At 27.8% G+C, this 26,435-nt stretch carries 24 protein-coding genes and 1 riboswitch; of the genes, 2 read left to right on the forward strand and 22 right to left on the reverse strand.

The annotated features are described in order from the left end of the window. Positions 1-85: 85 nt before the first annotated feature. The 21 genes from ftsH to KGF38_RS20550 form a co-directional block, all read right to left on the reverse strand. Complete coding sequence (gene ftsH, locus KGF38_RS01785; protein WP_054270303.1) at positions 86-1,903, reverse strand: ATP-dependent zinc metalloprotease FtsH; 1,818 nt, start codon at positions 1,901-1,903, stop codon at positions 86-88. Positions 1,904-1,934: 31 nt separating this feature from the next. After that, positions 1,935-2,378: a MarR family winged helix-turn-helix transcriptional regulator gene (locus KGF38_RS01790; RefSeq protein WP_054270302.1), complete on the reverse strand. Its 444-nt coding sequence runs from the start codon at positions 2,376-2,378 to the stop codon at positions 1,935-1,937. Between the two features lie 330 nt (positions 2,379-2,708). After that, the gene (locus tag KGF38_RS01795) at positions 2,709-3,341 is read right to left on the reverse strand and encodes a TetR/AcrR family transcriptional regulator (RefSeq protein WP_054276700.1); all 633 of its coding nucleotides are present in this window, start codon (positions 3,339-3,341) and stop codon (positions 2,709-2,711) included. A gap of 170 nt (positions 3,342-3,511) precedes the next feature. Then, complete coding sequence (locus KGF38_RS01800; RefSeq protein ID WP_074178136.1) at positions 3,512-4,402, reverse strand: homoserine O-succinyltransferase; 891 nt, start codon at positions 4,400-4,402, stop codon at positions 3,512-3,514. A gap of 29 nt (positions 4,403-4,431) precedes the next feature. Beyond that, entirely contained in the window at positions 4,432-5,697 is a 1,266-nt protein-coding gene (locus tag KGF38_RS01805) for an O-acetylhomoserine aminocarboxypropyltransferase/cysteine synthase family protein (RefSeq protein ID WP_074178135.1), read from the reverse strand. A gap of 109 nt (positions 5,698-5,806) precedes the next feature. Beyond that, positions 5,807-5,909, reverse strand: a riboswitch (SAM riboswitch). Between the two features lie 53 nt (positions 5,910-5,962). Continuing rightward, a complete protein-coding gene (locus KGF38_RS01810) occupies positions 5,963-8,620 on the reverse strand; it encodes a cation-translocating P-type ATPase (protein ID WP_074178134.1) in 2,658 nt (885 codons plus the stop codon). A gap of 125 nt (positions 8,621-8,745) precedes the next feature. Beyond that, positions 8,746-9,489 carry a peroxide stress protein YaaA gene (gene yaaA, locus KGF38_RS01815; protein ID WP_074178133.1) on the reverse strand — a complete coding sequence of 248 codons (744 nt, stop codon included), beginning with the start codon at positions 9,487-9,489 and terminating at the stop codon, positions 8,746-8,748. Between the two features lie 9 nt (positions 9,490-9,498). Next, on the reverse strand, positions 9,499-9,963 hold the full coding sequence (gene bcp, locus KGF38_RS01820; protein WP_021384605.1) for a thioredoxin-dependent thiol peroxidase: 465 nt from the start codon (positions 9,961-9,963) through the stop codon (positions 9,499-9,501). A 272-nt stretch (positions 9,964-10,235) separates the two neighbouring features. Then, the gene (gene ade, locus KGF38_RS01825) at positions 10,236-11,933 is read right to left on the reverse strand and encodes an adenine deaminase (protein ID WP_074178132.1); all 1,698 of its coding nucleotides are present in this window, start codon (positions 11,931-11,933) and stop codon (positions 10,236-10,238) included. A gap of 291 nt (positions 11,934-12,224) precedes the next feature. Then, a complete protein-coding gene (locus KGF38_RS01830) occupies positions 12,225-13,370 on the reverse strand; it encodes a putative manganese transporter (protein ID WP_074178131.1) in 1,146 nt (381 codons plus the stop codon). A gap of 252 nt (positions 13,371-13,622) precedes the next feature. Further along, positions 13,623-14,462: a 4-hydroxy-3-methylbut-2-enyl diphosphate reductase gene (locus tag KGF38_RS01835; protein ID WP_065388390.1), complete on the reverse strand. Its 840-nt coding sequence runs from the start codon at positions 14,460-14,462 to the stop codon at positions 13,623-13,625. A 13-nt stretch (positions 14,463-14,475) separates the two neighbouring features. Beyond that, a complete protein-coding gene (locus KGF38_RS01840) occupies positions 14,476-15,072 on the reverse strand; it encodes a lysophospholipid acyltransferase family protein (RefSeq protein WP_054270294.1) in 597 nt (198 codons plus the stop codon). A 48-nt stretch (positions 15,073-15,120) separates the two neighbouring features. Next, on the reverse strand, positions 15,121-15,771 hold the full coding sequence (gene cmk, locus KGF38_RS01845) for a (d)CMP kinase (protein WP_074178130.1): 651 nt from the start codon (positions 15,769-15,771) through the stop codon (positions 15,121-15,123). Between the two features lie 48 nt (positions 15,772-15,819). Beyond that, positions 15,820-17,073 (reverse strand): NAD(P)/FAD-dependent oxidoreductase, encoded by a 1,254-nt coding sequence (locus KGF38_RS01850; RefSeq protein ID WP_054270292.1) that lies wholly within the window; start codon positions 17,071-17,073, stop codon positions 15,820-15,822. 23 nt (positions 17,074-17,096) lie between these two features. Beyond that, positions 17,097-17,738 (reverse strand): histidine phosphatase family protein, encoded by a 642-nt coding sequence (locus KGF38_RS01855; protein WP_054270291.1) that lies wholly within the window; start codon positions 17,736-17,738, stop codon positions 17,097-17,099. Positions 17,739-17,938: 200 nt separating this feature from the next. Then, entirely contained in the window at positions 17,939-18,376 is a 438-nt protein-coding gene (locus tag KGF38_RS01860) for a DUF1653 domain-containing protein (protein ID WP_223195487.1), read from the reverse strand. 128 nt (positions 18,377-18,504) lie between these two features. After that, positions 18,505-18,846, reverse strand: a complete 342-nt coding sequence (locus KGF38_RS01865; protein ID WP_054270290.1) for a LytTR family DNA-binding domain-containing protein — start codon at positions 18,844-18,846, stop codon at positions 18,505-18,507. Between the two features lie 1,613 nt (positions 18,847-20,459). Next, the gene (locus KGF38_RS01870; protein WP_054270288.1) at positions 20,460-20,837 is read right to left on the reverse strand and encodes a BlaI/MecI/CopY family transcriptional regulator; all 378 of its coding nucleotides are present in this window, start codon (positions 20,835-20,837) and stop codon (positions 20,460-20,462) included. Between the two features lie 270 nt (positions 20,838-21,107). After that, a complete protein-coding gene (locus KGF38_RS01875) occupies positions 21,108-21,668 on the reverse strand; it encodes a TetR/AcrR family transcriptional regulator (RefSeq protein WP_054270287.1) in 561 nt (186 codons plus the stop codon). Between the two features lie 251 nt (positions 21,669-21,919). Beyond that, a complete protein-coding gene (locus KGF38_RS01880) occupies positions 21,920-22,891 on the reverse strand; it encodes an MFS transporter (protein WP_079770270.1) in 972 nt (323 codons plus the stop codon). A gap of 33 nt (positions 22,892-22,924) precedes the next feature. Further along, positions 22,925-23,122, reverse strand: a complete 198-nt coding sequence (locus KGF38_RS20550) for a hypothetical protein (RefSeq protein ID WP_021384623.1) — start codon at positions 23,120-23,122, stop codon at positions 22,925-22,927. A gap of 242 nt (positions 23,123-23,364) precedes the next feature. Between KGF38_RS20550 and KGF38_RS01885 the strand changes: the two genes are divergently transcribed. Beyond that, positions 23,365-23,844 (forward strand): DUF2798 domain-containing protein, encoded by a 480-nt coding sequence (locus tag KGF38_RS01885; protein ID WP_074179376.1) that lies wholly within the window; start codon positions 23,365-23,367, stop codon positions 23,842-23,844. A gap of 129 nt (positions 23,845-23,973) precedes the next feature. Here KGF38_RS01885 and KGF38_RS01890 read toward each other — a convergent pair whose 3' ends face one another. Next, entirely contained in the window at positions 23,974-25,185 is a 1,212-nt protein-coding gene (locus KGF38_RS01890) for a diaminopimelate decarboxylase family protein (protein ID WP_054270284.1), read from the reverse strand. A gap of 624 nt (positions 25,186-25,809) precedes the next feature. Between KGF38_RS01890 and KGF38_RS01895 the strand changes: the two genes are divergently transcribed. Beyond that, positions 25,810-26,412: a flavodoxin family protein gene (locus tag KGF38_RS01895; protein WP_054270283.1), complete on the forward strand. Its 603-nt coding sequence runs from the start codon at positions 25,810-25,812 to the stop codon at positions 26,410-26,412. Positions 26,413-26,435: the final 23 nt, after the last annotated feature.

Consider the following 26,435-nt stretch of genomic DNA (forward strand, 5'->3'; position numbering starts at 1 on the left):
TAAAAAGTGGTATAACATTTATAAATGCTATACCACTTTTTAGTAAATCTAAAAGGATTTTATCCTAAATCATTAAATAATTATTTTATTGTAAATTAAGTATTTCCATAAACTCATCACCTGTAATAGTTTCTTTTTCTAATAAATATTCAGCAAGTTCATGAAGTTTTTCAATATTGTTTTCTAAAATTTCAGTTGCATTTTTATGGCAAGTTTTTATTATTCTAAATACTTCTTCATCAATTTTGGCAGCAGTGTCTGAAGAACAAGCAAGAGAAGTATCTCCTCCTAGATATTGATTACTTATTGTCTCTAGAGCAACCATATCAAACTCTTCACTCATGCCAAGACGAGTAACCATAGCTCTTGCAATTTTTGTAGCTTGCTCTATATCATTTGAGGCTCCTGATGTACAAGTATTAAAAATAACCTCTTCAGCAGCACGACCTCCTGTAAATGTAGTTATTTTATCAATTGCTTCTTCTTTAGACATAAGTACACTCTCATCTTCTGCAACTTGCATAGTATAACCCAATGCACCTGAAGTTCTAGGTATTATAGTAATCTTATGGACAGGAGCAGAATGTTTTTGCATAGCAGCAACAAGTGCATGACCTATTTCATGATAAGCTATAATTTTCTTTTCCTTATCTGAAATTACAGCTCCTTTACGTTGATATCCAGCAATTACAGTTTCGACAGATTCATCAAAATCCTGTTGTTCTACTATATCTCTTCCTGATTTAACAGCTAAAAGTGCGGCTTCATTAACAATATTTGCAAGTTCTGCGCCTGAAGCACCTGATGTAGACCTCGCAACTGCATTATAATCTATATCTGAGCTTACATTTACATTTTGAGCATGCACCTTTAATATAGCTTCACGTCCTCCAAGGTCTGGAAGTTCAACTGGTATACGTCTATCAAATCTTCCTGGACGAAGTAATGCTTTATCAAGACTATCAGGTCTATTTGTAGCAGCAAGTATTACTACACCTATTCCACCATCAAAACCATCCATCTCACTTAACAACTGATTCAAAGTTTGTTCACGTTCATCATTTCCACCTAATCCACTTCCATTATCACGCTTTTTCCCAATAGTATCAATCTCATCTATAAAGACTATACATGGAGCTTTTTCTTTTGCTTGTTTAAATAAATCACGAATTCTAGATGCTCCCATTCCTACAAACATCTCAACAAATTCAGAACCAGATATTGAGAAAAATGGAACATCTGCTTCTCCTGCTACAGCTTTTGCAAGAAGTGTTTTTCCTGTACCTGGAGGCCCTACTAAAAGCGCACCTTTAGGCATTTGTGCTCCTATCTTCTTGTATTTTTCTGGATTGTGTAAGAAATCTACTATTTCACTTAAAGCTTCTTTTGCCTCATCTTGACCAGCAACATCATTAAATCTTTTTCCACTTTGAGCAGATACATACATTTTGGCATTGCTCTTTCCAAACTGCATACTGTTGCCACCCATTCGCTTTTGCATTGATTTCATCATTAAATTACCAAATAGCATAAGAATACCTATAGGTATTATCCATGTAAGTAAAATACTTAAAAGTGGTGAGTTTTCCTTAGGAATAACCTTATTAAACTCTACTTTCGCATTTTTCAATCTATCTACCAATTCTGGGTCATCCATTCTACCAGTTATGTATATATTCTTATCTTTACTACTAGATGGACTTATTGCTATTCTATTATTTTCTATCTCAACAGATTTTACTTTTCCTGTATCCAACATCGTAAGAAACTTTCCATAGTCAATCTCAACCATTTTTTTATCCATTAGACTTGGAAATATTAAAGCATTTAAAAACATTACTACTATTATTATTATTGTATAATAATAGAGACCAGACCTTTTCTGTGGTTTATGTTCATCCATAATTTTATTCTCCTTTAAATTATTTTTTATGTTATTTGCAATCAATGTAAGTTAAAAGCTTATTTAACTTCTCTAAACCTTCTATTATATCTTCCATATCTTGCAATTTTTCACTAGTCATATTTTCAAAATAATCATCAAAGATACTGCTTGAAATACTCTCCTGTATATCTAGTGATTTATTTGTAAGCCTTACTTTTACAATTCTTTGGTCTTCCATATCTCTTATACGATTTAAAAAACCATTCTTTTCAAGTCTCTGACATATTACTGATACATTACTGTTTGTCATATTTAAATTTTTTCCTAAATCACTTATTTTTTTCTCTCCATGTTCACATAGTTCTGACAGAATCAAAGCTTGCACTGCTGTAATACCAAGTGGTTGATAAAATTGGCTCAATAAAGTTGCAAATTTAATATTTATATCTCTAGTCAATTCCAATAACTCTTTCTTAAAACTTATCTCATCCATACAAACTCTCCCTACAAAAACGCTTTATTTTACTGAATATTAACCTTAGGCTTAAGTGTATCTCACTAATAAATACTTAATACTATAATATTTAATGTATTAAATATTATAGTATTAAGTATTTATTGTCAATTACAATATTGTAACTTCAGTTATAAATATCATTTCTTATTGATATCTAATTTGATATAATATATTTTTAATAAAATTTAATGAAAAATCGATGTATATATTTTACACCGATTTCCCACTTTTTAATCCCATTACAACTAATTATCTCAAATATAGTATGACTAAAAATCAAAATATAATAATAAATAGTGCAAAAATTTAATTCTTTATTATCATATCATGTACAAAATCAAAACTACCTTTATCTGCACCTAAGGTTGTTTCCATAATATAAACAAAAGCCTCTGTTTTTTGTAACATTTCATCTTTATTCCAATTGAACATTGATTCATCAAATATACACTCAGAAGAAGCAATCAAAAACTCTATCGTTTCTTTTGGATACTTTGTATTGAATACTCCTTCTCTTACTCCTTGTTCTACTACCTCTGCTAAGATTGGTGTAAAGTTTAGAATAGTTTTAACTATTGTCTTTTGATGCATTTCTGCATTGTTTGGTAAATGGAATTGTTCAATTACTTTTTCTTTATTATTTCCAACACTAGGTCTTTGAGACATCAATATCTGAAAGAATTTTTCAAGCACTGGAATTTCTGGATTTAAAGCAATTTTTTTTGCCACATTTATATCATTATCTATAATTCTAGTTATAATTGCATCCATTACTTCTTCTTTGGATTTAAAGTAGTAATAAAAAGTACCCTTTGCAATTCCAATTTCATTTAAAATATCATTTATAGTAGTTTTCGAATAACCTTTAGTACAAAAAAGCATTTCAGCTGTATCTAATATTTCAGCTTTACGTTCTTCAGGGTCTTTTACAATTCTCATATGTTTTCTCCTTTCAATAGACCGTCAGTCGGTTTAGTTTTATTATATAAAACTACTATTATAATGTCAAATTTTTTAAAAAATAATAAGGTATAAAGAATCATTAAGACTATCTCTATACCTATCATTTTCTATATCTTATCTAATTATTTTTATATAGCATCTCAAATTTATTGTAGTAGATAGTTTTTTATCCAATTTCTAAACAATAACTCAGAATGTTTTTTCCATTTGACAGTTGGCTCTTGTGAAGGGTCATTATTCATATAATAGTTTTGAGGTATTGATATCTCATCTCCCTTGTCTATATCCCTCTTATATTCCTTATCAAGAGTGTACTTATCATATTCACCATGCCCCATTACAAATACATCTCTTGAGTTTGTAATTATATAAGGACCAGCTTCTTTAGAATGGCTTACAATACTCAATTCTTTATTATTTCTTAGAGCTTCAGTATTTATAGTAGTGTGTCTTGAATGTGGAGCAAAAAATTCTTTTTCAAATCCATCTACTATTTTACTATTTTTATCTACTTTATGCTTAAATACCCCAAAACATTTTTGACTTAATGGAAGTTTTTTTACATTGTAGTATTTGTAAAGACTTGCTTGAGCTGCCCAACATATATATAATGTAGATTTAGTTTTTCTTTTAGAATAATCCATAATTTCTTCTAGTTCATCCCAATAATCAACTTCTTCAAACTCCATTTGTTCAACTGGAGCTCCTGTTATTATAAAACCATCAAAGTGTTCTTCTTTGGCTTCATCAAATGTTTTATAAAAATCCTTAACATACTCATTGCATACTCTCTTACTTTCTCTTGTTGAGATTTTAATAAATTCCACAGATACATTAAATCCTGTTTTATCTATTCTTCTAAGTAAATCTAATTCTGTATCCATCTTTATAGGCATTAGATTCAATATAGCTATCTTTGTATCTATATTCTCTTCATATTTTAATTCTTTATTAAAATCTTCTTTGTAAACTACATCTATTCCTTCATCCAATAATTTATTAATAACAGGTAATCCTTTTGGTAGTATTAAAGCCATATCTTTTCACTTCTCTTTCTCTTAGACTATTAGAAATTTAAAGCTTGATTTAAATCAGCTATTAAATCCTCTACATTTTCTATTCCAACGGACAATCTTATTAGTGAAGGTAATACTCCAGATGCAATTAATTGTTCTTCTGTTAACTGTCTATGAGTAGTTGAAGCTGGATGTATAACACATGTTCTTACATCTGAAACATGTGTAACTAAAGATGCTATCTGTAATTTTTCCACAAATTTTTTGGCATTTTCTAATCCACCTCTTACTCCAAATGATAAAACTCCACTACATCCTTTTGATAGATACTTTTTGGCATTCTCATAATACTTATTATCTTCAAGTCCTGGATAGTTAATCCAATCTACATTTTCGTGTTTTTCTAAAAAGTTAGCTATTTTAAGTGCATTTTCACTGTGTCTCTCCATTCTAAGGTGAAGTGTTTCAACATTTAAATTAGTAAGATATGCATTAAATGGGCTTAAACAATTTCCATAATCTCTAAGTAGTTGAACTCGTGCCTTAGTTGCATATGCAGCATTTCCAAATTTTTGAGTATAGCTTATTCCATGATATGTTGGGTCTGGTTCAACTAACTCTGGAAACTTTCCATTATCCCAATTGAAATTTCCACCATCTACTATAATCCCCCCAACACTTGAAGCATGCCCATCTAAATACTTTGTAGTAGAATGAGTAACTATGTTTGCCCCATATTTTAGAGGATTGCAAAGCACTGGAGATGCTAGTGAATTATCAACTATAAATGGAACATTAACTCTCTTAGCCACATTTGCTATTTTTTCAAAATCTATAACTTCAAGAGTTGGATTGGCAAGTGTTTCTGCAAACACAACTTTAGTATTTTCATTTGCAAGTTTTACTATTTCATCTTCACTTGAATCTAAATCAAATGATATTAAATCTATTCCAAATTTTTTAAGACTAGGTCCCAATAAATTGAATGTCCCTCCATATACTTTTGAAGAACAAAGTATACTATCTCCTGCTTTACATACATTTAAAACAGCTAACATATTTGCAGATTGACCTGATGATACAGCCACAGAAGATACTCCCCCTTCTAGCAAACTTATTTTTTCTTCAAAGGCTTGAACAGTTGGATTACTTATTCTTGAATACATATGTCCATCAACTTTCAAATCAAATAGGTCAGCAAGTTGGTCTATACTACTATATTTAAAAGTTGTACTTTGATATAAAGGTAAGACTCTTGGTTCTCCATTTCCTGGTTTATAATTTCCTTGCACACATATTGTTTCTTTGTTATACATTTTTGTATCCCCCTTAGATTTTAGTAAAAAAAATTAAACTATTTACCAGATGAGATTTAAAATAAATAAAGCCTGAGTATATAACTCAGGCTCTGTATAAGCTTAATTATACTCATCTCTCAGCTTTCGCCGCAGGATTTAGCACCAATGTATATAAATATACTGGTTGCCGGGTTTCATAGGGCCAGTCCCTCCACCTCTCTGGATAAGATTTATTTAATTTTTCTATGTTTTATATCTTATATATTTTTCCTAATTTTGTCAACTATTTTTTTGAAATTTTTCTTTTAATAACTTTTCCAACTTCTACTTGAACTACAGACATTGTGGCTAGAATGATTGTTATGAGCCATTCTGAACCATTTAAAATAGTTAAACTGAATGCATTTCTAAAGACAGGTACAAATAGTATTACTGCTATTAGTAATGCAGAAGTTAAAAATGAAATTAAAAGAAATGGATTCTTACCATTATTTTTATTAAACATGGAATCTGTATTTGAACGCTGACTAAATGCTCTTAACATTTGTGAAAATGCTAATACACAAAATGCCATTGTTTGACCTACAGCATGATTTTCTATATTAAGACCAATTTTATATGCTAAAATAGTCATTATTGCCACAAATATACCTTGAGTAACTACTCTTTGTATAAGATTTTTTTCAAATAAGGTTGTTGATTTTACTGGCTGATGCTTCATTATATTTCTACTTGGTGGGTCAACTCCAAGCGCAAGGGCTGGAAGTGTAGCAGTTGCAAGGTTTACCCACAAAATATGAACTGCAAGAAGTGGAGTATCCCAATTTAATAATATTGCAACAAACAATGTAAGTATCTCTGCTATATTACCAACAAGTAAGAATTGTATAACTTTCTGTATATTTCTATATACACGTCTACCTTCTTTTATTGCATAAGCAATTGTTGTAAAGCTATCATCCATTAAAATCATATCAGAAGAATCTTTTGCAACGTCTGTACCACTTATACCCATAGCTATACCAATATCAGCAGATTTTAAGGCAGGAGAATCGTTTACTCCATCTCCAGTCATTGCTGGCACTTCTCCAATTCTTTTTAGAGATTGTATAATTCTAAGTTTATCAAACGGGGACACACGTGCAAATACTGTAGCATTTTTAACAGCCTCATCTAGCTCATCATCACTTAAATTATCAAGTTCATCACCAGATATAACAGTATTTCCTTCATTCCATATTCCTAATTCATGAGCTATTGTTGTAGCAGTAACTTTATGGTCACCAGTTATCATTATGGTTCTTATACCTGCTTCTTTACAAGTATTTACTGCATTAATTACCTCAGTTCTTGGAGGGTCAATCATACCAACCATACCTATAAATGTCAAATCATATTCTATATTTTCATTATCTTCTTTTGGTATAGATAAAATCTCACGCTTCGCAAAACCAAGTACACGCAGTGCATCTTTAGACATAGTAAGACATAATTCGTGTATATTCTTTTTATCCAATTCGGTAATATTTCTTTCACCTTTTGATGTTAATATTTTAGTACACAAGTCAAGAATTTCATCTACTGCACCTTTAGTATAAGCAGTAATCTTTCCATCTATATTATGAACAGTTGTCATACATTTTCTATCAGAATCAAAAGGCTGTTCAAATACACGTGGATATTCTTCTTCAAGAGCTTCTTGATCTATTCCAAATTTGTTAGCCATAAAAATTAATGCACCCTCTGTTGGGTCACCTAATATTTCATCTGTTTTATCTGGATTAATACATGCATCATTACAAAGTGCACCAGCATAAACAATCTCTTTATATACTAGTGGATGTTTTTCAGATGCAGTATCTATTGATGTAACTTTCCCAGATTCAAAATCTCCATTTACAGCAATATGTGTAACAGTCATCTTATTTAAAGTTAATGTACCAGTTTTATCACAACATATTACTGTAGCTCCTCCTAGTGTTTCAACAGCAGGTAATTTTCTAATTAAAGCATTTCTTTTAGCCATACGTTGTACGCCTAAAGCCATTACAATAGTAGCTGTTGCAGGTAATCCCTCTGGAATAATTGATATGGCAAGGGAAATTGCAATCATAAACATTGGCAAGAGAGGTCTCTGATAAAATGCACCTATTGCAAATATAACAACGCATACAATAATACCTATTACACTTAATGTCTTTCCAACAGTATTAAGTTTACGTTTTATAGGAGTATCAAAATCATCTTGTGAATCTAAAAGATGTGCTATGTTACCCACTTCTGTATCCATACCAGTTGCAACTACAACACCTACACCTCTACCATATGTGACAATTGAGGATGTATAAGCCATATTGCTACGGTCTCCTAATACACATTCTTCAGGTAAGATTGTATCTGAGTCTTTTTCTGATGGAACAGATTCTCCCGTTAATGAAGCTTCTTGAATTTTTAAACTTGATGTCTCTATCAAACGAAGGTCTGCTGGAACCATCGCCCCATCTTCTAAAAAAACAATATCTCCTACTACAAGATTACTTGCTGGAATAACACTTTCTTCACCCTCACGCATAACACGAGCTATAGGTGAATTCATATTTTTTAATGCTTCTAATGATGATTCTGCTTTTTTCTCTTGAACGATTCCAATAACTGCATTTACTGTTACAATTATTAGTATTACAAAAGCTTCTGTAAATTCTCCAAATATCAAAGATAATATGGCTGCTCCTATTAAGATTAAAACCATAGCATCTGTAATTTGACTCCAAAGCATTTGTAAAGTTGTTCTAGGTGGTTTTTTTCTCAGTTCATTTAAACCATTCTCTTTAATCCGTTTTTCCGCCTCGGTATCGGTGAGCCCCTCTTCTGATGAATCTAGACTTTCTAAAATTTCATGTGTTGCTCTTGAATGCCAAGGCATCTGTTTGTGATTTTCCATTTTGGAAGATCACTCCTTTCTTTTTTTGATTTAAGAATAATTATATTTTAAAATTAAGCTCAATTCAATACACAATAAGCATATTTTACCTAAATTTAACAATACTATTTAATATTTAAAACTATCTACTCTTTTACAAATACATATTCACCATTATCAGATAACTTTTCTTGATACTTATATCCACCTAAATTAAACTTCTTTAGTTCCTCAATATCTTTTACTCTATTTTTTACAATATATTTTACCATCATTCCTCTAGCTTTCTTTGCTTGTGTAGATTCAACTTTCAATTTACCATTTTTACTTACCTTAAAAGTACATGTAATATATGTATCACTATCTTTAATAAATTTTTCTATGGATTTACTGTATTCATTTGATGTCAGATTGACGATAGCCTTTTTTTCTTTAATTAGTTCTTTATATATGCTATTTCCCCAATATTCATATAAATTCTTAAATTCTTGTATCTGTAATTTTGTCTGCATTTCTAATCTATATTCATATATGCTGTCATATGGTTTTATAACTCCATACAATCCACTTATGATTCGAATACAACCATCAGCAAATTCTTCATCTTGCTTTGTAAAACTATGTGCTTCTATGTTTTTATATTGCATTCCATCATAAGTTAAGATTGCAGGACTCCCAAGTCTATCAAACTTAATGCTCTCAAATCTATTTTTATTTAATGTAGCTAGTTTTTCATTGATTTTCATTTTGTTTTTGAAATCTTCTATACTAAATATTTTTATATTCTCCACTATTTCTTTTACATTATCTATAAAACAAGGCAAACTTAATTCTCTATCAAATGTTTCTACATGCTTCATATTTTTAGCTGGTGATAACATTATAATCATAAATTTCTATTACTCCTGTTTTTCCAAATATTCAAGAATTTCTTGTGCATTTGTATCTGGCTTTGCTTTTTCAAATACCTTTTCAATAATTCCATTTTCATCTATGATATATGTTGCTCGCACAACTCCCAATGCAGTTTTTCCATACATTTTTTTCTCTTTCCATACATCAAAGGCTTTAATAGCAACTAAATCAGGGTCAGAAAGTAAAATAAATGGCAGTTCATGTTTTTCTGCAAATTTTTGATGTGATTTTATACTATCTTTACTTATACCAATAACTTGTACATCATCCTTTTTAAACCCATCATACGCATTTCTAAAAGCACAAGCTTGGCGTGTGCAACCTGGTGTATTATCTTTAGGATAAAAATATACTACTACTTTTTTTCCTTTAAAATCTGACATACTTACTTTATTTCCATCTTTATCTTCTAATGTAAATTCTGGTGCTTTTGTTCCTATACTCAACATATATATCTCTCCTTTTATTTTTATTTATAAATTTATATTATGTATATATTATTACCCTATATATCTGTTCGTAAATAAAATATTTTATTTTTTATGTATAAAAATTCATCAATATATAATTTTCATATATTTATATACTAAAAATAAATAAAAATACTTTAAGTCTATTATTCAAACTTAAAATCTCTTTAAATAATAGACTAATTAAAATAGACAGTATTCAATATATATTAAATACTGTCTGTTTATTGTTGTTTTTATAATATTATAATCTATATAAATTTAAATTCTTCAACATCAAACAAACCTAAATCAGTAAGTCTTATTTGTGGAACAACAGGAAGCGCCATAAAAGAAAGCGTAATAAAAGGGTCTACATACTTTGGCACTCCCATATTTCTTGCTATCTCCAACATATTGTCAGTCGTTTCCTGTACTTCTTCAGCTTGAAGAGTACTAATTAATCCAGCGACTTGAAGATTCAGGTGTGCAATAACTTTTCCATTTGATACAATTACATAACCACCTTGAATTTCTTTCAAATAATTTATTGCAATTATTATGTCATCATCATTATCTCCTGCAACTATTATATTATGAGAATCATGAGCCACAGTAGTGGCTATTGCTCCATTTTTTATTCCAAAGCCTTTTAGTGGTGCAATTGATATATTCCCAGTCATTTTATGTCTCTCAACAACACAAAGCTTTGAATACTCTTTATTTGGAATAAAATATCCATCTACATTTGGTATGGATTCATACAATTTATTTGTTAAAATTTGATAAGGTACAATTTCCATCACATAATTTTTTTCATTTGATTTTAACTGTATTTTCTCTTTACTAATCTCTTTAAATTTAACTGTATTGAGTAACTCTTTGTCTTTAATCTCATAATTGTAATTAGAGAACATTTCTTTAGTTACCAATTTACCATCTTTATAAACACTCTCCACTTCCATTTCATTTAAACTATTCAACACAACAATATCAGCTTTATAACCAGCTCCTATTGCTCCAATCTTTTTTAACCCATATACTTTTGCCGAATTATATGTTGCAATCTTTATGGCTTTGATAGGTTCCATACCTAAATCAATTGCACATTTTATATTCCATCTTATATGACCTTGTTTTTCTATATCATCTAAATGCTTATCATCTGTACAAAACATAAATTCTTCAATTGGTAAGTTATGATTTAACAATCCCTTTACTATAGATTTCAAGTTCTTCGCTGCACTACCTTCCCTTATTAAAATCTTTAGACCTGCTCTCAATTTTTCATATACCTCATCAAAAGTTATACATTCGTGGTCATTTTCTATTCCTGCACACACATATGTCTGAAGTGATTTCCCACTTATATTTGGAGCATGTCCATCTACAATCTTACTTTTAAAAATTTCTAATTTATCTAAGATTTCTTTTTCAGAATCTATAACATCATTAAAGCACATTACCTCTCCTAATCCTAAAATCCTAGTATTCTGTATATACTTCTCCATGTCTTTTGCACAAAATTTACCGATTCCATTAGTTTCAAATCTTGTCGCAGGTACAGATGAAGGCATCATAATATATACATTAAGTGGTATATCTTTTGTCGATTCTAATAAAAAATCTATTGCATTTGCTCCTTTTACATTAACCAATTCATGTGGGTCAGCGATGATAGTTGTCGTACCTGATTTCAATAATTTTTTTGATAATTCAATTGGCATTACCATTGTAGATTCAATATGCATATGTGCATCAATAAAGCCAGGTGATATATATTTACCACTACAATCAATTTCTACATTCCCATTGTAATCCCCAATACCAACAATAGTATCTTCCACTATTGCCACATCTCCCACTATCAATTCTTCTGTAAATACATTTATGATTGTTCCATTTTTAAGTACAATGTCAGCTTTATCTCTTCCACTTGCTACATCACACTTTTTCTTTAAAGTACTCATTTTTACAACTCCTCTTAAGTTTTTTATATCAATATACTTGTTGTATTACATATTATAATTTAATTTATTAATATATATTATATATGAGTTTTAATAAAAAGTATCACTTGAAATTTGTTCCAATATTCATTTAATTAAACAGAGAGAACATGAGAAATAATATTATCCCTCATGTTCTCTTTAATAGCTCAGTCATATTAAATTTTTACTTTACACTTGCTTATTATTAATCTTGAAATATAAATTTATAAACTTGTATTATTCATTCTTAGTTATCTTATATAATCATCTTTATCCTAAAAATACATAAACTATCATACCTACAAGTATTGCTGGTATAGTGGTAATAATCATGGCCCATAAAGACGATTTTTTATCCATTGCTAGAAGTGGAAAAAGTGCATCTCCATCTTGGGAGATAGAGTTGGCTATAACTGCACCAAGTGGTATAGTTCCCTTCAAATAGAATGACATAAGCACAATTTGTATACCACACCCTGGAATAAGTCCAAGACCTGCACCTATAAATACACTTATTACGCCAGTTGATAATACTAGTTTGACTAAGTATTCATCTCCACCTAAAATTAATATTATCAAATCATAAATAAGATATGCAATAAAAATCCATGTAATTACAAATGATATTTCACCAACAGAGTGTATAAGCATTTCTCTTAGAGAAATCTTTTTATTTTCCTCTTCTTTTTGGTTGGAATTTTTAAATACTTTTTTAAAACACCACATATAAATTATTGAAAATAATATTCCAATAACTGCAATTGCTTCTTCTAAGGAATGTAGCTTCTCAATTATAGGTAGATTAAGCCCAGAGTGAGCAAGCAACATAAATATAAAACCTATTAATACAATTCCTATATAAATTTTATATCCTTTCCCATGTGTTATTATAAATGCAAGTCTATTTGTGTTGCCATGAGATTTAGCAAGATTGTCCAATATTATTTCATCATGACTATGTGCTTCTTTAGAGTTGGTTTTATTTATACTGTGTTTATCCAATTCTCTTCGCTTTTTTAATCCTAATTTTTCTTCAAGTTTAAAACAATCTACTAACTGCCCAGTTATTATTCCTGTAATAGTACTAACTATTGTAACAAAAAAATACATCTTAATATTCGCTGAGATAAGTACAAATGCAGCATCTCCCATACTAGCTATTAAACTTGCGATTATTGCACCAAAGCTCAACTTCCCATTTATGTATAATGGCATTATTGCTAAACTTCCCCCACAACCTGGTATAGCTCCAATTAAAGCCCCTATCAAAGGTTGAAGTTTTCTGTTTTTTGATATTATATTAGTAAAATTCCCACTAGTTTTATAATTAATATATCCAAATAACAAAATAAAAAATCCAATCATAGAACCTACATGTAAAAATGCTTCTTCAGAAGCAGATATTAGCATTTCCATTAATTTACCTCCTTACCTAATTTCACAATAATTATATTATATTTTATTTGTTATTGATAATCAATATCAATTTATCTTTTATATTCTTAATATTAAAAAGTGCGCATCTTATATTATTAATTTCTCATACATTAAGATACACACTTTTTGATATTAGGCTATCTATTTATCACATGTAGTATGAAATCACATATGATAAATAGATAAGTTCTATGTTATAACAATGTCCACATGCTGTATTATTTACTGAACTTATAAATTTTCAATGAATGTTACAACTTCTTCTATTATCCAATTAGGTGTAGATGCTCCCGCTGTAATGCCTAATGTTTTATATCTTTTAAGCATATCTACATCCAATTCATCTTTAGTTTCTATTGCAAAAGTTGGAACTAAATCTTCACAAACTTTTACTAATTTTTGAGTATTAGAGCTATGTTTGCCCCCTATAACTACCATACAATCAACTTCTCTAGCCAACTCTTTAGCTGATTCTTGTCTTGTCTTTGTAGCTGAACAAATAGTATCATTAAACACAATTTTTTCCAGTTTATCTGATAGTTTAGCAACTATACTTGAATATAAATCTGGATTTATTGTAGTCTGTGCCACAAGACAATATTTTTTTGAATTATCCAAGTCCATATTTTCCATCTGTTCTACAGTCTTTATTATTATTGCTGAATTTTCACACCATCCATTTATGCCTATTACTTCTGGATGTTTCATATCTCCAATAACTATTATTTCATAGCCTTTATTATGATACTCGCTTACTACTGTATGTATTTTCTTTACAAATGGACATGTAGTATCTACTATTTTTAGTTTTTTATCTTTTGCCTCTTTATATATTTTCTCAGGAACTCCATGAGACCTGATTATCATATTTTCATAATTTGGTATTATATCAATTTCATCTACAGTCTTAAGACCTTTTTCTTCATATTTTGCTACTGCTTGTTTATTATGAATAAGAGGTCCTAGAGCATATATACCAGAATTATTTTTTTCTACTTCATCCCATGCCATTTTCATTGCTCTTTTAACTCCAAAACAAAAGCCAGCATGTCTTGCTATTTTTACATTCACAGGTTTTCCCCCCTTATTTTGAATATTTAAAGTAATTTTGTTTTATTACTTCTAAAATCTCTTGTGATATTCTTTCATGGTCATCATTACTCAATTTTTCTTTAAAATGTTCTTCAAACGATATCGGTTCTCCAATATATACAATTACTTTACTAAATAGTTTATATTTAGATATTATCGATACTGGAACAACTTTAGACTTACTCTTTATTGTAAATACAGAAAGACCTGCCTTAGCTTTACCAAAAGAATCCCCTTTAATTCTAGTCCCTTCTGGGAATATACCTAATATATAACCATCTCTAATAGACCTCAAAATAGTTTTTATTGTAGATACATCTGGCTTCTCTCTATTTATCGGCATAACATGCAATTTTTTTAATAAAAATCCTAATGGCTTAATTTTAAATAATTCTTTTTTTGCAATTGCAGCTATTTCTCTATTTTCTATAGCAGCAGCCAAAAATACAGGGTCAAGATTAGACTTATGATTTGAGGCTACTACTATATTTCCTCTATCTGGAATATTCTCAGCACCTATAACCTCATACTTAAAAAACAGTTTAGAAAAACCTTTAAAAATAGTTATTGCAAATCTATAAAAATTCACGTTTATCTCCCTTCAATACTACATTATATTTTATTATGATACATCAAACTAAAGATTTATTTTAGAGACAACTTCATCTACAACCTCTTCTATTGTTTTCCCTGTAGTATCTATTTCTAGTGCATCATTAGCTTTTACTAATGGAGCAAATTCTCTGTTTGAATCAATATCATCTCGTTTTATTATATCTTCAATTACTTCCTTTAAAGTAGTATTATATCCCTTATTACAAAGTTCTTTATAACGTCTACTTCCTCTTTCTTCTGGAGTAGCTACTAAAAAGAATTTATAATCTGCATTTGGGAAAACATATGAACCTATATCTCTACCATCTAATATTACTGAACTTTTTGTTCCTATTCTGCGTTGAACTTCAACCATTAACTGTCTTACTTCTTTTATCTTGGCTACAGCAGAAACATTATTACTTACTTCTATTGTTCTTATTTCTTCATTTATAATTTCTTTGTCCAAGTAAATATTATTATTCTTAAAATCTATATCCGAATTTTTAGCTATCTCAATAACTTCTTTCTCATTATTGACATCAATATTACTTTTTAAACACTTATAAGTAACTGCTCTATACATAGCACCTGTATCTATATAATTTATATCTAGCTTTTTTGCTACTATTTTAGCTATTGTACTTTTTCCAGCTCCTGCTGGACCATCTACAGCTATAACTAAATTACCCATATATACACCTCTATTTATTCATATTTAATTGTTAGTTAAAAACTACACTTATACACTAATACCCGAAAGATATCCAGTTGAAAAAGCTATTTGTAAATTGTATCCTCCAGTTTCTGCATCTATATCAATTACTTCACCTGTAAAAAACAAATTCTTAATTAATTTAGACTCCATAGTGGAAGAGTTAATTTCTTTGACTGATATTCCACCAGAAGTAACCATACCAGTGTTTATACCTGTAGTTCCATTACAAGTCAGCTTCATATTTTTTATATACTCAATGATTTTAATTTCATCCACTTTAGATAAATCACTTGCTTTTTTATCATTTAAAGATAATAGCGTAAGAATTTCTTTTAAGAAATTTTGAGGTAGTATTTGTTTAAGATTATTTATGATATTTTTGTTTGGAAATTCTCTGATTATACTAGAGATTTCATCAGCATTTAAACTTGGTAAGAAATCTATATTTAATTCTACCTTTTCTTTATCAATAGTCTTATTAATATAAGATGACATTATAAGCACACAGGGTCCTGTTATTCCAAAATGTGCAAATAACATGTCTCCTGTCTTTGATATTTTCTTTTTCTTAATCTTACAAGATATTTCCACATTCTTCATAGATATTCCTTGTAAATCTTTAATCCATTTTTCTTCTATTGTAAGTGGAACTAAGGCTGGATATAGACTATTTAATGTATGCCCATGATTTTGAAGAATCTTATACATTGAACCATCTGAACCAGTTTTTGAATAACTCACTCCTCCAGTTGATATAATGACCTTATCTCCCAATATCTTATCTCCATTATCTAAAATGACTCCTCTTATTAGACACTTTGATTTGTCTTTATTAGAATCATTTTCTGAAGTTATGTCTTCAGTTATAATGTCTATAACTTTTTTATTGTACATTATCTTAACATTGTGGTTGATTAAATCTTTATTTAGTACTTCTATCACTTCTATGGATTTATCATTTTTAGTATATACTTTGTTATCATTTTCTTCTTCAATTTTATATTCTAAATTTCTACTTTCAAAATACGAAATGAGGTCTTTATTTGTAAATGAGTAGAAACTGCTATAGAGAAATTTCTTATTATTAACAACTTTATCAAAAAAATCTTCTATCTCTCTATTGTTGGTAAAGTTACATCTACCTCCACCAGTAGCTCTTAGTTTTCTTCCTAATTCTCCATTTCTCTCAATTAGTATCACTTCATTATTATTTTTCGAAGCTGATAGAGCTGCCATCATTCCAGAAGCACCTCCACCAACTACTATAACTTTACTCATAAACTTCTCCTTATAATTGATTATTACTCTAATGCAGAATTATTTATCTTTACATGATTTTTTATATGGCTTGTATCATTCATTTTTATTATAACAGGGCCATAATCTTTAAATTCTACTATATTTAAAGCAGTATTATCCTGCTTGATTCTATATATATTTTCCATACCTGATTCTAAAAATGATAATAACATAACTCTTAATGTGATTGAATGAGTGACAAGAATTATATTTTTATCATCATATTTTTCATTTAATTCTTTTATAAAAGCATCTACTCTATCTTTTATGAGTTTAAGAGTTTCTCCTTCTGGTATGTTTACTAAGTGTGGTTCATTTCTCCATGTTGAATATATATCTGAATAATCTTTTTGAATCTCTTTTATTAAAAGTCCTTCCCAAACTCCAAAACCCATTTCTCTAAGTGCTTCTGTTTTTTGAACTTCAAGGTTAAGTTTATCCCCTAAAATTTGAGCTGTTTGCATTGCTCTTCCTAAGTCACTACTAAAAATATAATCAATCGAATATTTTCCAATATCTTCAGAAAGTTCTTTTGCTTGTTCTATCCCTTGAGGAGTAAGGTCCGAATTACCATGTCCTTGTGTTTTCCCTAAAAGATTCCAATCTGTTTGTCCATGTCTTACTATATAAAAAGTATTTCCCATATGCCCTCCTAATATATGCCCATTTTTATTAAATATAAATTAGTACTTCTCAAAACTTAATTATATCATATAATACTTTACTTTGTTCTATTTTATAATTTAATCTAGTATATTATCTTCAATAAATCTCTTTTATATTTACACAAGTTATTGTTCTATAACAGAGCTTTTATAAATTTATAAAAAATAATTTTCACATATTACTTATAGAATTCTTCAAATCTGTATTTCTGGATTGGATTAAAATATTTATCTATATCTACTTTTGATAAAAACATATCCAAAGGTCTTGCAAATATACCTGTATCATCGTATAAAGTCTTATATAGAACTAAATCATTTTTGTCTTTTTCTTCCTTATGATAAAACTTTCCATCTAAATCTATATATACACAGATATCATCTTCTCTTTCAGTGTGCCTAATAACTATCTTATATTTATTTTCGTTTTTATTTAAATCTTCTTTGCTGTATAATTTACAAATATTTTCTATATCATCATTGTTGGTAGCCTTACTAAGCCCCATTGTAGCATAGTATTTTCCTTTAAAATGTTTATAGATACAAGGATATTTTAATTTTCTTCTATTCGTATCTACATCATCTTTTGATTCAACTATTTTATTATAATCTCCCATATCTTTTTCCTTTCTCTTAAAAAGAATTTTATATTTAAATAAGTTACTTGTTTTATATTTTATCATAACTTGAAATTTATTAATAATATAATAAATAAAGAGGCTGTATAAAATACAGCCTCTCAAAATTAATCTTCATAATCATATAATTTCTCTAATTTCTTTTTTAACTTCTTTTTTCTTTCTGAACCCAAAATTCTTATAAAATTATTATTTACAAAAATACAATTATTGCTAAGATAAAACTCGCACTTATCTAAATTTACAATATAACTATTACTACATTTGAAAAAATTTTCTTCTTTCATTAATTTTTTTATACTAGGAGCATTTTCTCCAACTTCGTAATTACCATTTTCGGTATAAATCTTTGATTCATATTCTTGTTTCTCTATGTACAAAATCTCTTTGATATTAATTGAAAAACGTTTATCTTCGTATTCAATATTAATAAAATTTTCATCTTTCATTTACATCCCTCCAAGTACTTTATTAATTTAATTTTAGTGTTTTTTATCAATATAATCTATCGGAAATATATGTAAGATTGACTCATTTAAAAGATTTAAAATCTTGCTTTTTAGGTTATGGTATATGTTTACTTTTTAACATTATTTTTTAAAGTTAAAAGCACTTTTTTAAATTATATTTATACTTATACTTATATCTTTCTTTAATAAAATAACCTTTCTATAAGTCCATGTAAAATTATACATAAAAAAGTAATTATTAACTTTTTCTCTAAATGAATTTTATTAGAATTTATATTTGAATTGGTAGCTTAATTTGTTTATACAATATATATATTTATAAGTGAATTTTTAGTTGAAATGGATTATGTTAGAAGATAGCATTTGGATATATTTGCTATCTCCTTTTTATGTAAATAATTTATATTATTTTTTTCACTTTAATTTTAAGTATTATACGTATTAATACAAATATTGAAATATTAGATAGTATTAATAAGAAAACTATTGCTAAAAAAGCAATTCTTTTCTCTGGAGAAATTTTCACAAGATTGATAATATAATCATAGAGTATAAAAAATGACAATAAATTTGCTATAATAGGAACACATATGTATATCTCTTTTTTACTAATTATAAAATTTTTACTAGAAATTTTATAAACATAAAGCAATGTAACTAAGATTAATTTCCCTAAGAATATAGCTTCATACCTATATAAATTTCCACTAAGTAAAATATTCATATTATCCAAATTATTTATGGATACTACTAATAACATACTTAATGCATTTATACCTATCAATACCAACCAATAAAAAAAAGAAATTACTAGACATTTATATATATTGACTTTGTAATTAAGCTTATAAAAGATAGCAGTTATAAGTATGCATATCCAAATTCTATTATCCGCTCCAATATTTATATAGAAAGAAGAAATAATAATAAAAACAGAAATTAAGAAATATATATTTAGTTTTTTAAAATTAATTTTTGCTTTACTTGTATAATCAAAAATTTTTTTACATGCCCATATTTCTACAATGGAAGAGACAAGTGTTATAAATGTATCTAACATAATAATATCCTCAGTAATAATTAAATTATATTTTTTTTATAAAATAATATAATAAAAAATACATACTAATTATAGCACAAAGATACAATTAGATTTGGTATAATTACTTAATTTTTTTAATAAATTTTTAAAATAAGTTGTGATGTATTAATAATCTAATTAATAACAATAAATTTAAAATATATAAAAAGTATTTCTTACATTTACCTCATATATAAATAAGAAAAAACAAATTTATCTTTTAAACAATTAAAAATAATAAAGTAGATTTTAATATGATTGAATAAAAATAATAACTTAGACTTAGGAATATTGATATGTTATAAAATCATTTTAAATGTTAAAAAATCGATATTTACTAGGATAAGTGGTATCATTTAATTTGATACTCCCTATTCCAATTGTTTTAGGTACTCTACTAAATTAGGACCTATTTAATATTACTTTATGAATAGTGAGTAACTGATTAAATAATACCATTTATGGATTTTTTCAGCCATCTATTAAAAACTTAGAATTTTAACTTATATAATTACTCCTCTTCTAAGTTTTTAAAATGACTTTCAAATAAATCTAGTACATCTTTATCAATAACTTCATCATCATGTAATGCTGAAATCAAGCTCTGTAAAGAATTATCATGTATATTACTCAAAAAATCTTTTGTCTCAACGCTTAAATACTCTTTATGGCCAACAACTATTGTGTAATGAGTATATCTATCTATCTTTTCTGCATTTAAAAAATGTTTTTTAACAAGTCTTGATAAAAGTGTTAATGTAGTTGTTTGTTTCCATCCATATTTTTGCTCCATAGCTTCAATAGTTTCTTTTGATGTTACTGTATCATTTTTTTCCCAAATAAACTTCATAACTTTTAATTCTGCTTGTGGTATTTTTGAAATTGTCATAGCCTAACGCCCCTCTCATACTTTTATTAAATTAATACTATCGCAATATAGTTTTTAAGTCAAAGATTTTGTCGATAATAATATTTTCCAATTTTTACCATAAGCTATTTCTTGATATAATTCTATAATAAATTACATAAGAATCGTTTATTCTACATCATGAAATTAAATTATGTGGATTATAGTAAAACATATTTTATATCACAAATGTAATATCCTAGAAGGAAGGTTTTCATGAACAAAATTTCAGCTCTAGTTTATATATTATAATTATTTACCCTCTATAAATAAATTCATAGATTTTAGAATTATCTCAGACATCTCTTTGGGTGTCTGGGCAAATCCGTTTTTTAGCCATTCAGATAGTATATTCCAAAATCCTCCAGAAACAAAGAGTATAGCATATGTAACTTCTTCTTGAATATTAAACTTATTATCATCTCCTTTATAGATTTTATAGATAATAGGAAGAAACTCGTTATACTTTTCTAATAAAAAAAACATTAGATGATTTTTATTTAGCATAGTTAAAAATTCAACATGTTTTTGCCAAAATGAAAAATATAGTTCTGTCACATTACTTAATGATAAATCACTCTCATTCTTAAAACATTCAATATATTCCTGACATAAATTTTGGCAATATGTTTCAAGTATTTCTCTCTTACTGTTAAAATTTCTATAAAATGTTCTTCGTGATAGTAAGGCATTCTCTGCAATTTCTGTTACAGTTATACTGCTATAATCTTTTTTTGACATCAAAGATAATAAAGATTCAATTAGACATATTCTCGACTGTTCTGCGATAGATTTTTTTTTATCAACTTGCATTATTAAATTCCTCCATATCGTTTTTTAAAAATATAATGAAACACTTACTTCAAATATATTGAAGTCTATATTTTTATAATTTCTATCATTATACAACAGCCAAACAGATGCCACAAGGAAGTTATCAAAGCACAACTTTTAGGTTAATAAGAACAAAAGAATTCATAAAAATGAATCCTTTTATATATAATCTTAATTAGTTTTTTATATAATACTAAAGCATGTCTTATCTACTCATCAAAATTTAAAGTTTATTTTACATCATTCTTAGTAAATAAACCAGTAAATTTATACATCCAAAATGCATTCACAAATAACAATAAACTTGTTGAAAAAAATACTGTCCTAATACCTAAATGTGCTGATATTTGTCCCCCTAAAAAAGCTCCTGATGAACAACCTATATACTGAGCAGATGCATTATATCCAAATATTTTCCCCACATATTCTTCTGGTGCAATTTTTTTTAATAAACTATTTACAGAAGGATTAAGCCCTGCTACTGATAATCCTAATAAAAACCTCAATAACATCAATTGCCATGCAGTTCTTACAAAAGCTTGTGGTATAAATATAACTCCTGCCCATAAAAGTGAAATCAGTAATACCTTTTGAGGCCCTACTTTGTCTGATATTTTTCCAAGCCTTTGAGCCGCTAATAAGTTTGCCAATCCTGATGCAGAAAATGTTAATCCTGCTATTAAAGCTACATTTGATGCAAAATTTGTAAGTTGTGATATATATATTGTTACAATCGGTTCTATAGAATACAACGCTAGCTGAGTAATAAATGTAGTTACAAAAATTGATGCAATTAAAAATTTATTTGGCAATGGATTTAATGGTTCTTTAATTATAGAAATTGGCTTTGTTGTTTCTTTAGGTTTAAAATTATCTACTACAAATAGAATAGATATGATAAATGATACAAATAATAATCCTCCAGTTATAATAAAAACACTTTTAAGCCCTAAAATTGATTCTATATATCCTCCTACTGTTGGTCCGATTAAGGAACCAGTAGTTGATGCTGTTGCAAGTGTACCTAAAGCCCAACCAGAGTGATTTTTATCTGTCTGAGTTGCAATCAGTGTAGTACACGCAGTAGCATAACCCGTAAAAACACCTTGGAGAATCCTTAATCCTAATAGCTGATAAACATTTTGTACAAATGCCATGGTAAATATCACTATTCCCATACCAATATTTGCACGTAGAAGCATTGACTTTCTTCCATATTTATCAGCAGCTTTACCTCAAATTGGTGAAAAAAATGCTGCTACTACAAAAGTACATCCAAAAATTATACCTGAATACTGTTGTATTAAACCAACATCAGTTACACCTAACTGTTTAATATATAGTGGAAGTATAGGTGCTATTTGGCTCATACCTATAGAACTAAAGAACATCCCTATCCAACATACAAATAAATTTCTTTTCCACAATTCCATATAGAACTACACCCCCTATATTTTAATTTTTTGGCAACACTATAATTTTATTACCTTATATTATTAATTATAAAGTTAAAAAAACCAATTTCCATGGATAACTATAAAAAATAAAATTTTTTTATTTTCATTTATGTCTATTTCAAAAAATAAATTTCAAATTTTAAAAAATTTACTTACGACAAAATTTTTCTTCATGTATAATCCTAATATAAATAAATTACACTTGGAGGTAAATGAATATGCCACAAAATAGAAAAGAAAGTTTAATATTTACAGTACTTATGTGTGCCTTTATGGTATTTTTTATGAGCGTTTACAATATTTCTATACATGATAAATTCTCATTAGATACGTTTAAAAGTGCTTGGTTGGATTTTCCAACTACATATGTTATAGCTATGATTTTTGACTGGTTTATTGTTTCTAATATCGCAAAAAAAATAGCATTTCGTATTATAAATCCAGATGCTAAACAAATTATAAAAGCTATTGTTATATCGAGTTGTATGGTTTGTGGAATGGTCATCTGTATGTCTTTATTTGGAGCTATTAAATCAATTGGGGGTCCTAATACACTTATCACTATATGGATTATAAATATAGCCAACAATTTTATTGTTGCATTACCACTACAACTGTTAATTGCAGGGCCATTAGTTAGATTTATTTTTAGAACATTATTTCCAGAAGGTACAATTGTTGAAATAGTAAATTCTTAAAATAAATAAAGGTATAAAGAGTTATTATACTCTCTATACCTTTTATCGCTCTAAATTAAAATTATATTTGTATCCATCACTATACCTAAAAATTTATATCTATTCTAGATTAAATATTTAAAACATAGTTTATTCAATATATCCGTCTTTTCTCTTATAATATTGTTTTGGAATCTCATAACTAGAAAATAATAGTGGAGATAATGAATATGAGTAACTTCCAGCATTACTAATAGAAATCAAATCTCCTATATTTGCTTTTTTCAATTTAACATTATTCGCTATTACATCTAATGAAGTACAAAGATTTCCAACAACATTTACATACTCTTCTTCTTTTATATTATTTAATACTGAAACAGAGAATGCATTATTTGATGTATATAGTGGTTCTTGACCTTCTAATTCTACCCCATAAGTAACCTTTTCAACTAGATTAGAAATAATTGGTCTCATGAATCCATTAAGTCCATTTTTTACAATAAGGTATTTTTTCCCTCTTGATACTTTGATATCTACAATCTTAACATAATAATTACCTGCTTTACAGACTATGAAGCGTCCTGATTCAATAAGAAGTCTTGCCTTCAATGTATTTGAATTAGTTAAGACAATCTTTTTAGTTAACCTTGAAAGTTCTTTAAGATTAACAGGATTCTCTCTAAGATTATCATACACTACTCCAAGCCCACTGCCAAAATTTATAAATTCGATATTAATATATTTACTTTTATTTAGGTTTAAAGCTATAAGAAAACATTTTTCATAATAACAACCCAACTTTTCAAAATCCAATACTTGAGATTTAATATGTATGTGAATTCCAACTACAGATATATAATCACAAATGCTTAGCATTTTAAAGACACTGTCAATATCTTCTATATCAATACCAAATTTACTTGATATAGTATTATCATCATCCATGGTGAAATTAGGATTTATTCTGATTCCTATTTTAGTTTTCTTATCGATTTTCTTTGAGATTTTATTTATAAGTTCTATTTCTGTGATACTATCTGCAATAATTATACATTTATCTAAAGCTATTTCTATGTCAGATTCTGTTTTGCCTGGTGATGAATAATATATATCATCTTTGGCAACTCCACATTTTGATGAAAGTATAACCTCATTAATTGATGCAGCATCTGCTCCAAAACCTTGTTCTACAATACTTTTTACAATTTCATTATATGGATTTGTTTTTATAGAATATAAAAAATCAAAACCTAAAATATTATTTTTTAGTTCTTTACACTTTTCGATTATACTAGTCTCATCATATATGTAACAAGGTGCATGTTCTTCTATAAATTGAATTTCTTCATTTAAGCACATATTTTACCTCCAAGCCTATAAATGTATTCATAAATTAGATAACTCTATTCCTATAATATATTCTACTATATATTATCATAATTAAATACTATATATATCTAATTAACTATAGTTCTTTATACTGTAAATGATTTCCTTTAATTAAAAGATATAGTTTAAAAACATTATTTGAGTATTCTCTATAAATTTATAGTCATTTTTACTTACTTTTTTAAATAATTTATTTCAAATTTATTACAAACTTAAAAAGGATATTGTTGTTATCATATTATAATAGTATCCTAAAACTATATTAAACTTTAAAATTGTGAGGTTATTTATGAAATTCTTAATGGTTTTTTTAGTATATTTTTTGATGTACATTTTACTTGTGCGTATTGGGAAAAAACTTAATAAGGTATATCCATATAAGAATCATATTTTTATATGGATGATTTTAATTTTATTATCATTCTATATAGTTACAAATATAGCTGTTTTTTTTTAATCACTTATATAATACTATTGATTTTAAGATATTATGATAAAATAAACTTCATTCTATGTAGCTTGTCTTTAAAAGTTTATTATACAAACATTGCTATAGAATTAAAAACTATTTTAAAATACTGTGGAGGTGTCAATATGGAAGTATGTATTCTCATGGGAAGTCCTAAGAAAAAAGGTAATACTGCTGCTATTCTAAAACCTTTTATTGAGGAATTAGAAGATTATAATGCAAATGTTGAAGTAATATGGTTATATGATTGTAAGATAGAACCTTGTACTGCATGTAAGACATGTCAGAAAAATTTTTCTGAATTTGGATGTTATCATGAAGATGATGTTCAGAAAATTTTCAAAAAAATTCTTATGTGTGATTTACTTGTTTTTGCAACTCCAATTTATTCTTGGTACTGCACTTCACCAATGAAATCATTACTTGATAGATTGGTGTATGGAATGAACAAATACTATGGTGATGAAAAAGGACCTGCATTATGGGCAGGAAAATCATTAGCACTTATTACAACATGTGGATATAAACCTGAAAAAGGTGCTGATATCTGGGAAAACGGTATCAAGAGATATTGTAAACATTCTCAATTAAAATATATCGGAATGCTTGTTGAGCGTGACTTAGGTAAACCTAGTTTCATGGATAGAGAAAAAGAAGAACATTCTCGTCAATTCGCAAAACAAATTTATAATATCTTAGATAATTCAACTAAAGTAGACAACTGTTAAGTACATAATGCCACAAGTAAAAT

This window comes from Clostridioides sp. ZZV14-6387 (assembly GCF_020657835.1).
Taxonomy (GTDB): domain Bacteria; phylum Bacillota; class Clostridia; order Peptostreptococcales; family Peptostreptococcaceae; genus Clostridioides; species Clostridioides difficile_A.

Bases quoted from the DNA above. Each gene is read 5' to 3' on its own strand.
- ftsH (WP_054270303.1), bottom strand. From the start codon at position 1,903: ATGGATGAACATAAACCACAGAAAAGGTCTGGTCTCTATTATTATACA.
- KGF38_RS01805 (WP_074178135.1), bottom strand. From the start codon at position 5,697: ATGTATAACAAAGAAACAATATGTGTGCAAGGAAATTATAAACCAGGA.
- yaaA (WP_074178133.1), bottom strand. From the start codon at position 9,489: ATGATTATAATGTTATCACCAGCTAAAAATATGAAGCATGTAGAAACA.
- KGF38_RS01810 (WP_074178134.1), bottom strand. From the start codon at position 8,620: ATGGAAAATCACAAACAGATGCCTTGGCATTCAAGAGCAACACATGAA.
- KGF38_RS20550 (WP_021384623.1), bottom strand. From the start codon at position 23,122: ATGGAATTGTGGAAAAGAAATTTATTTGTATGTTGGATAGGGATGTTC.
- KGF38_RS01875 (WP_054270287.1), bottom strand. From the start codon at position 21,668: ATGCAAGTTGATAAAAAAAAATCTATCGCAGAACAGTCGAGAATATGT.
- KGF38_RS01865 (WP_054270290.1), bottom strand. From the start codon at position 18,846: ATGAAAGATGAAAATTTTATTAATATTGAATACGAAGATAAACGTTTT.
- KGF38_RS01800 (WP_074178136.1), bottom strand. From the start codon at position 4,402: ATGGCTTTAATACTACCAAAAGGATTACCTGTTATTAATAAATTATTG.
- ade (WP_074178132.1), bottom strand. From the start codon at position 11,933: ATGAGTACTTTAAAGAAAAAGTGTGATGTAGCAAGTGGAAGAGATAAA.
- KGF38_RS01795 (WP_054276700.1), bottom strand. From the start codon at position 3,341: ATGAGAATTGTAAAAGACCCTGAAGAACGTAAAGCTGAAATATTAGAT.
- KGF38_RS01895 (WP_054270283.1), top strand. From the start codon at position 25,810: ATGGAAGTATGTATTCTCATGGGAAGTCCTAAGAAAAAAGGTAATACT.
- KGF38_RS01870 (WP_054270288.1), bottom strand. From the start codon at position 20,837: ATGACAATTTCAAAAATACCACAAGCAGAATTAAAAGTTATGAAGTTT.
- bcp (WP_021384605.1), bottom strand. From the start codon at position 9,963: ATGTTGAGTATAGGAACAAAAGCACCAGAATTTACATTAGAAGATAAA.
- KGF38_RS01880 (WP_079770270.1), bottom strand. From the start codon at position 22,891: ATGCTTCTACGTGCAAATATTGGTATGGGAATAGTGATATTTACCATG.
- KGF38_RS01830 (WP_074178131.1), bottom strand. From the start codon at position 13,370: ATGGAAATGCTAATATCTGCTTCTGAAGAAGCATTTTTACATGTAGGT.
- KGF38_RS01850 (WP_054270292.1), bottom strand. From the start codon at position 17,073: ATGAGTAAAGTTATAGTAGTTGGTGGAGGTGCTTCTGGAATGATGGCA.
- KGF38_RS01890 (WP_054270284.1), bottom strand. From the start codon at position 25,185: ATGTGCTTAAATGAAGAAATTCAATTTATAGAAGAACATGCACCTTGT.
- KGF38_RS01790 (WP_054270302.1), bottom strand. From the start codon at position 2,378: ATGGATGAGATAAGTTTTAAGAAAGAGTTATTGGAATTGACTAGAGAT.
- cmk (WP_074178130.1), bottom strand. From the start codon at position 15,771: ATGGGTAATTTAGTTATAGCTGTAGATGGTCCAGCAGGAGCTGGAAAA.
- KGF38_RS01885 (WP_074179376.1), top strand. From the start codon at position 23,365: ATGCCACAAAATAGAAAAGAAAGTTTAATATTTACAGTACTTATGTGT.
- KGF38_RS01860 (WP_223195487.1), bottom strand. From the start codon at position 18,376: ATGGGAGATTATAATAAAATAGTTGAATCAAAAGATGATGTAGATACG.
- KGF38_RS01855 (WP_054270291.1), bottom strand. From the start codon at position 17,738: ATGGGAAATACTTTTTATATAGTAAGACATGGACAAACAGATTGGAAT.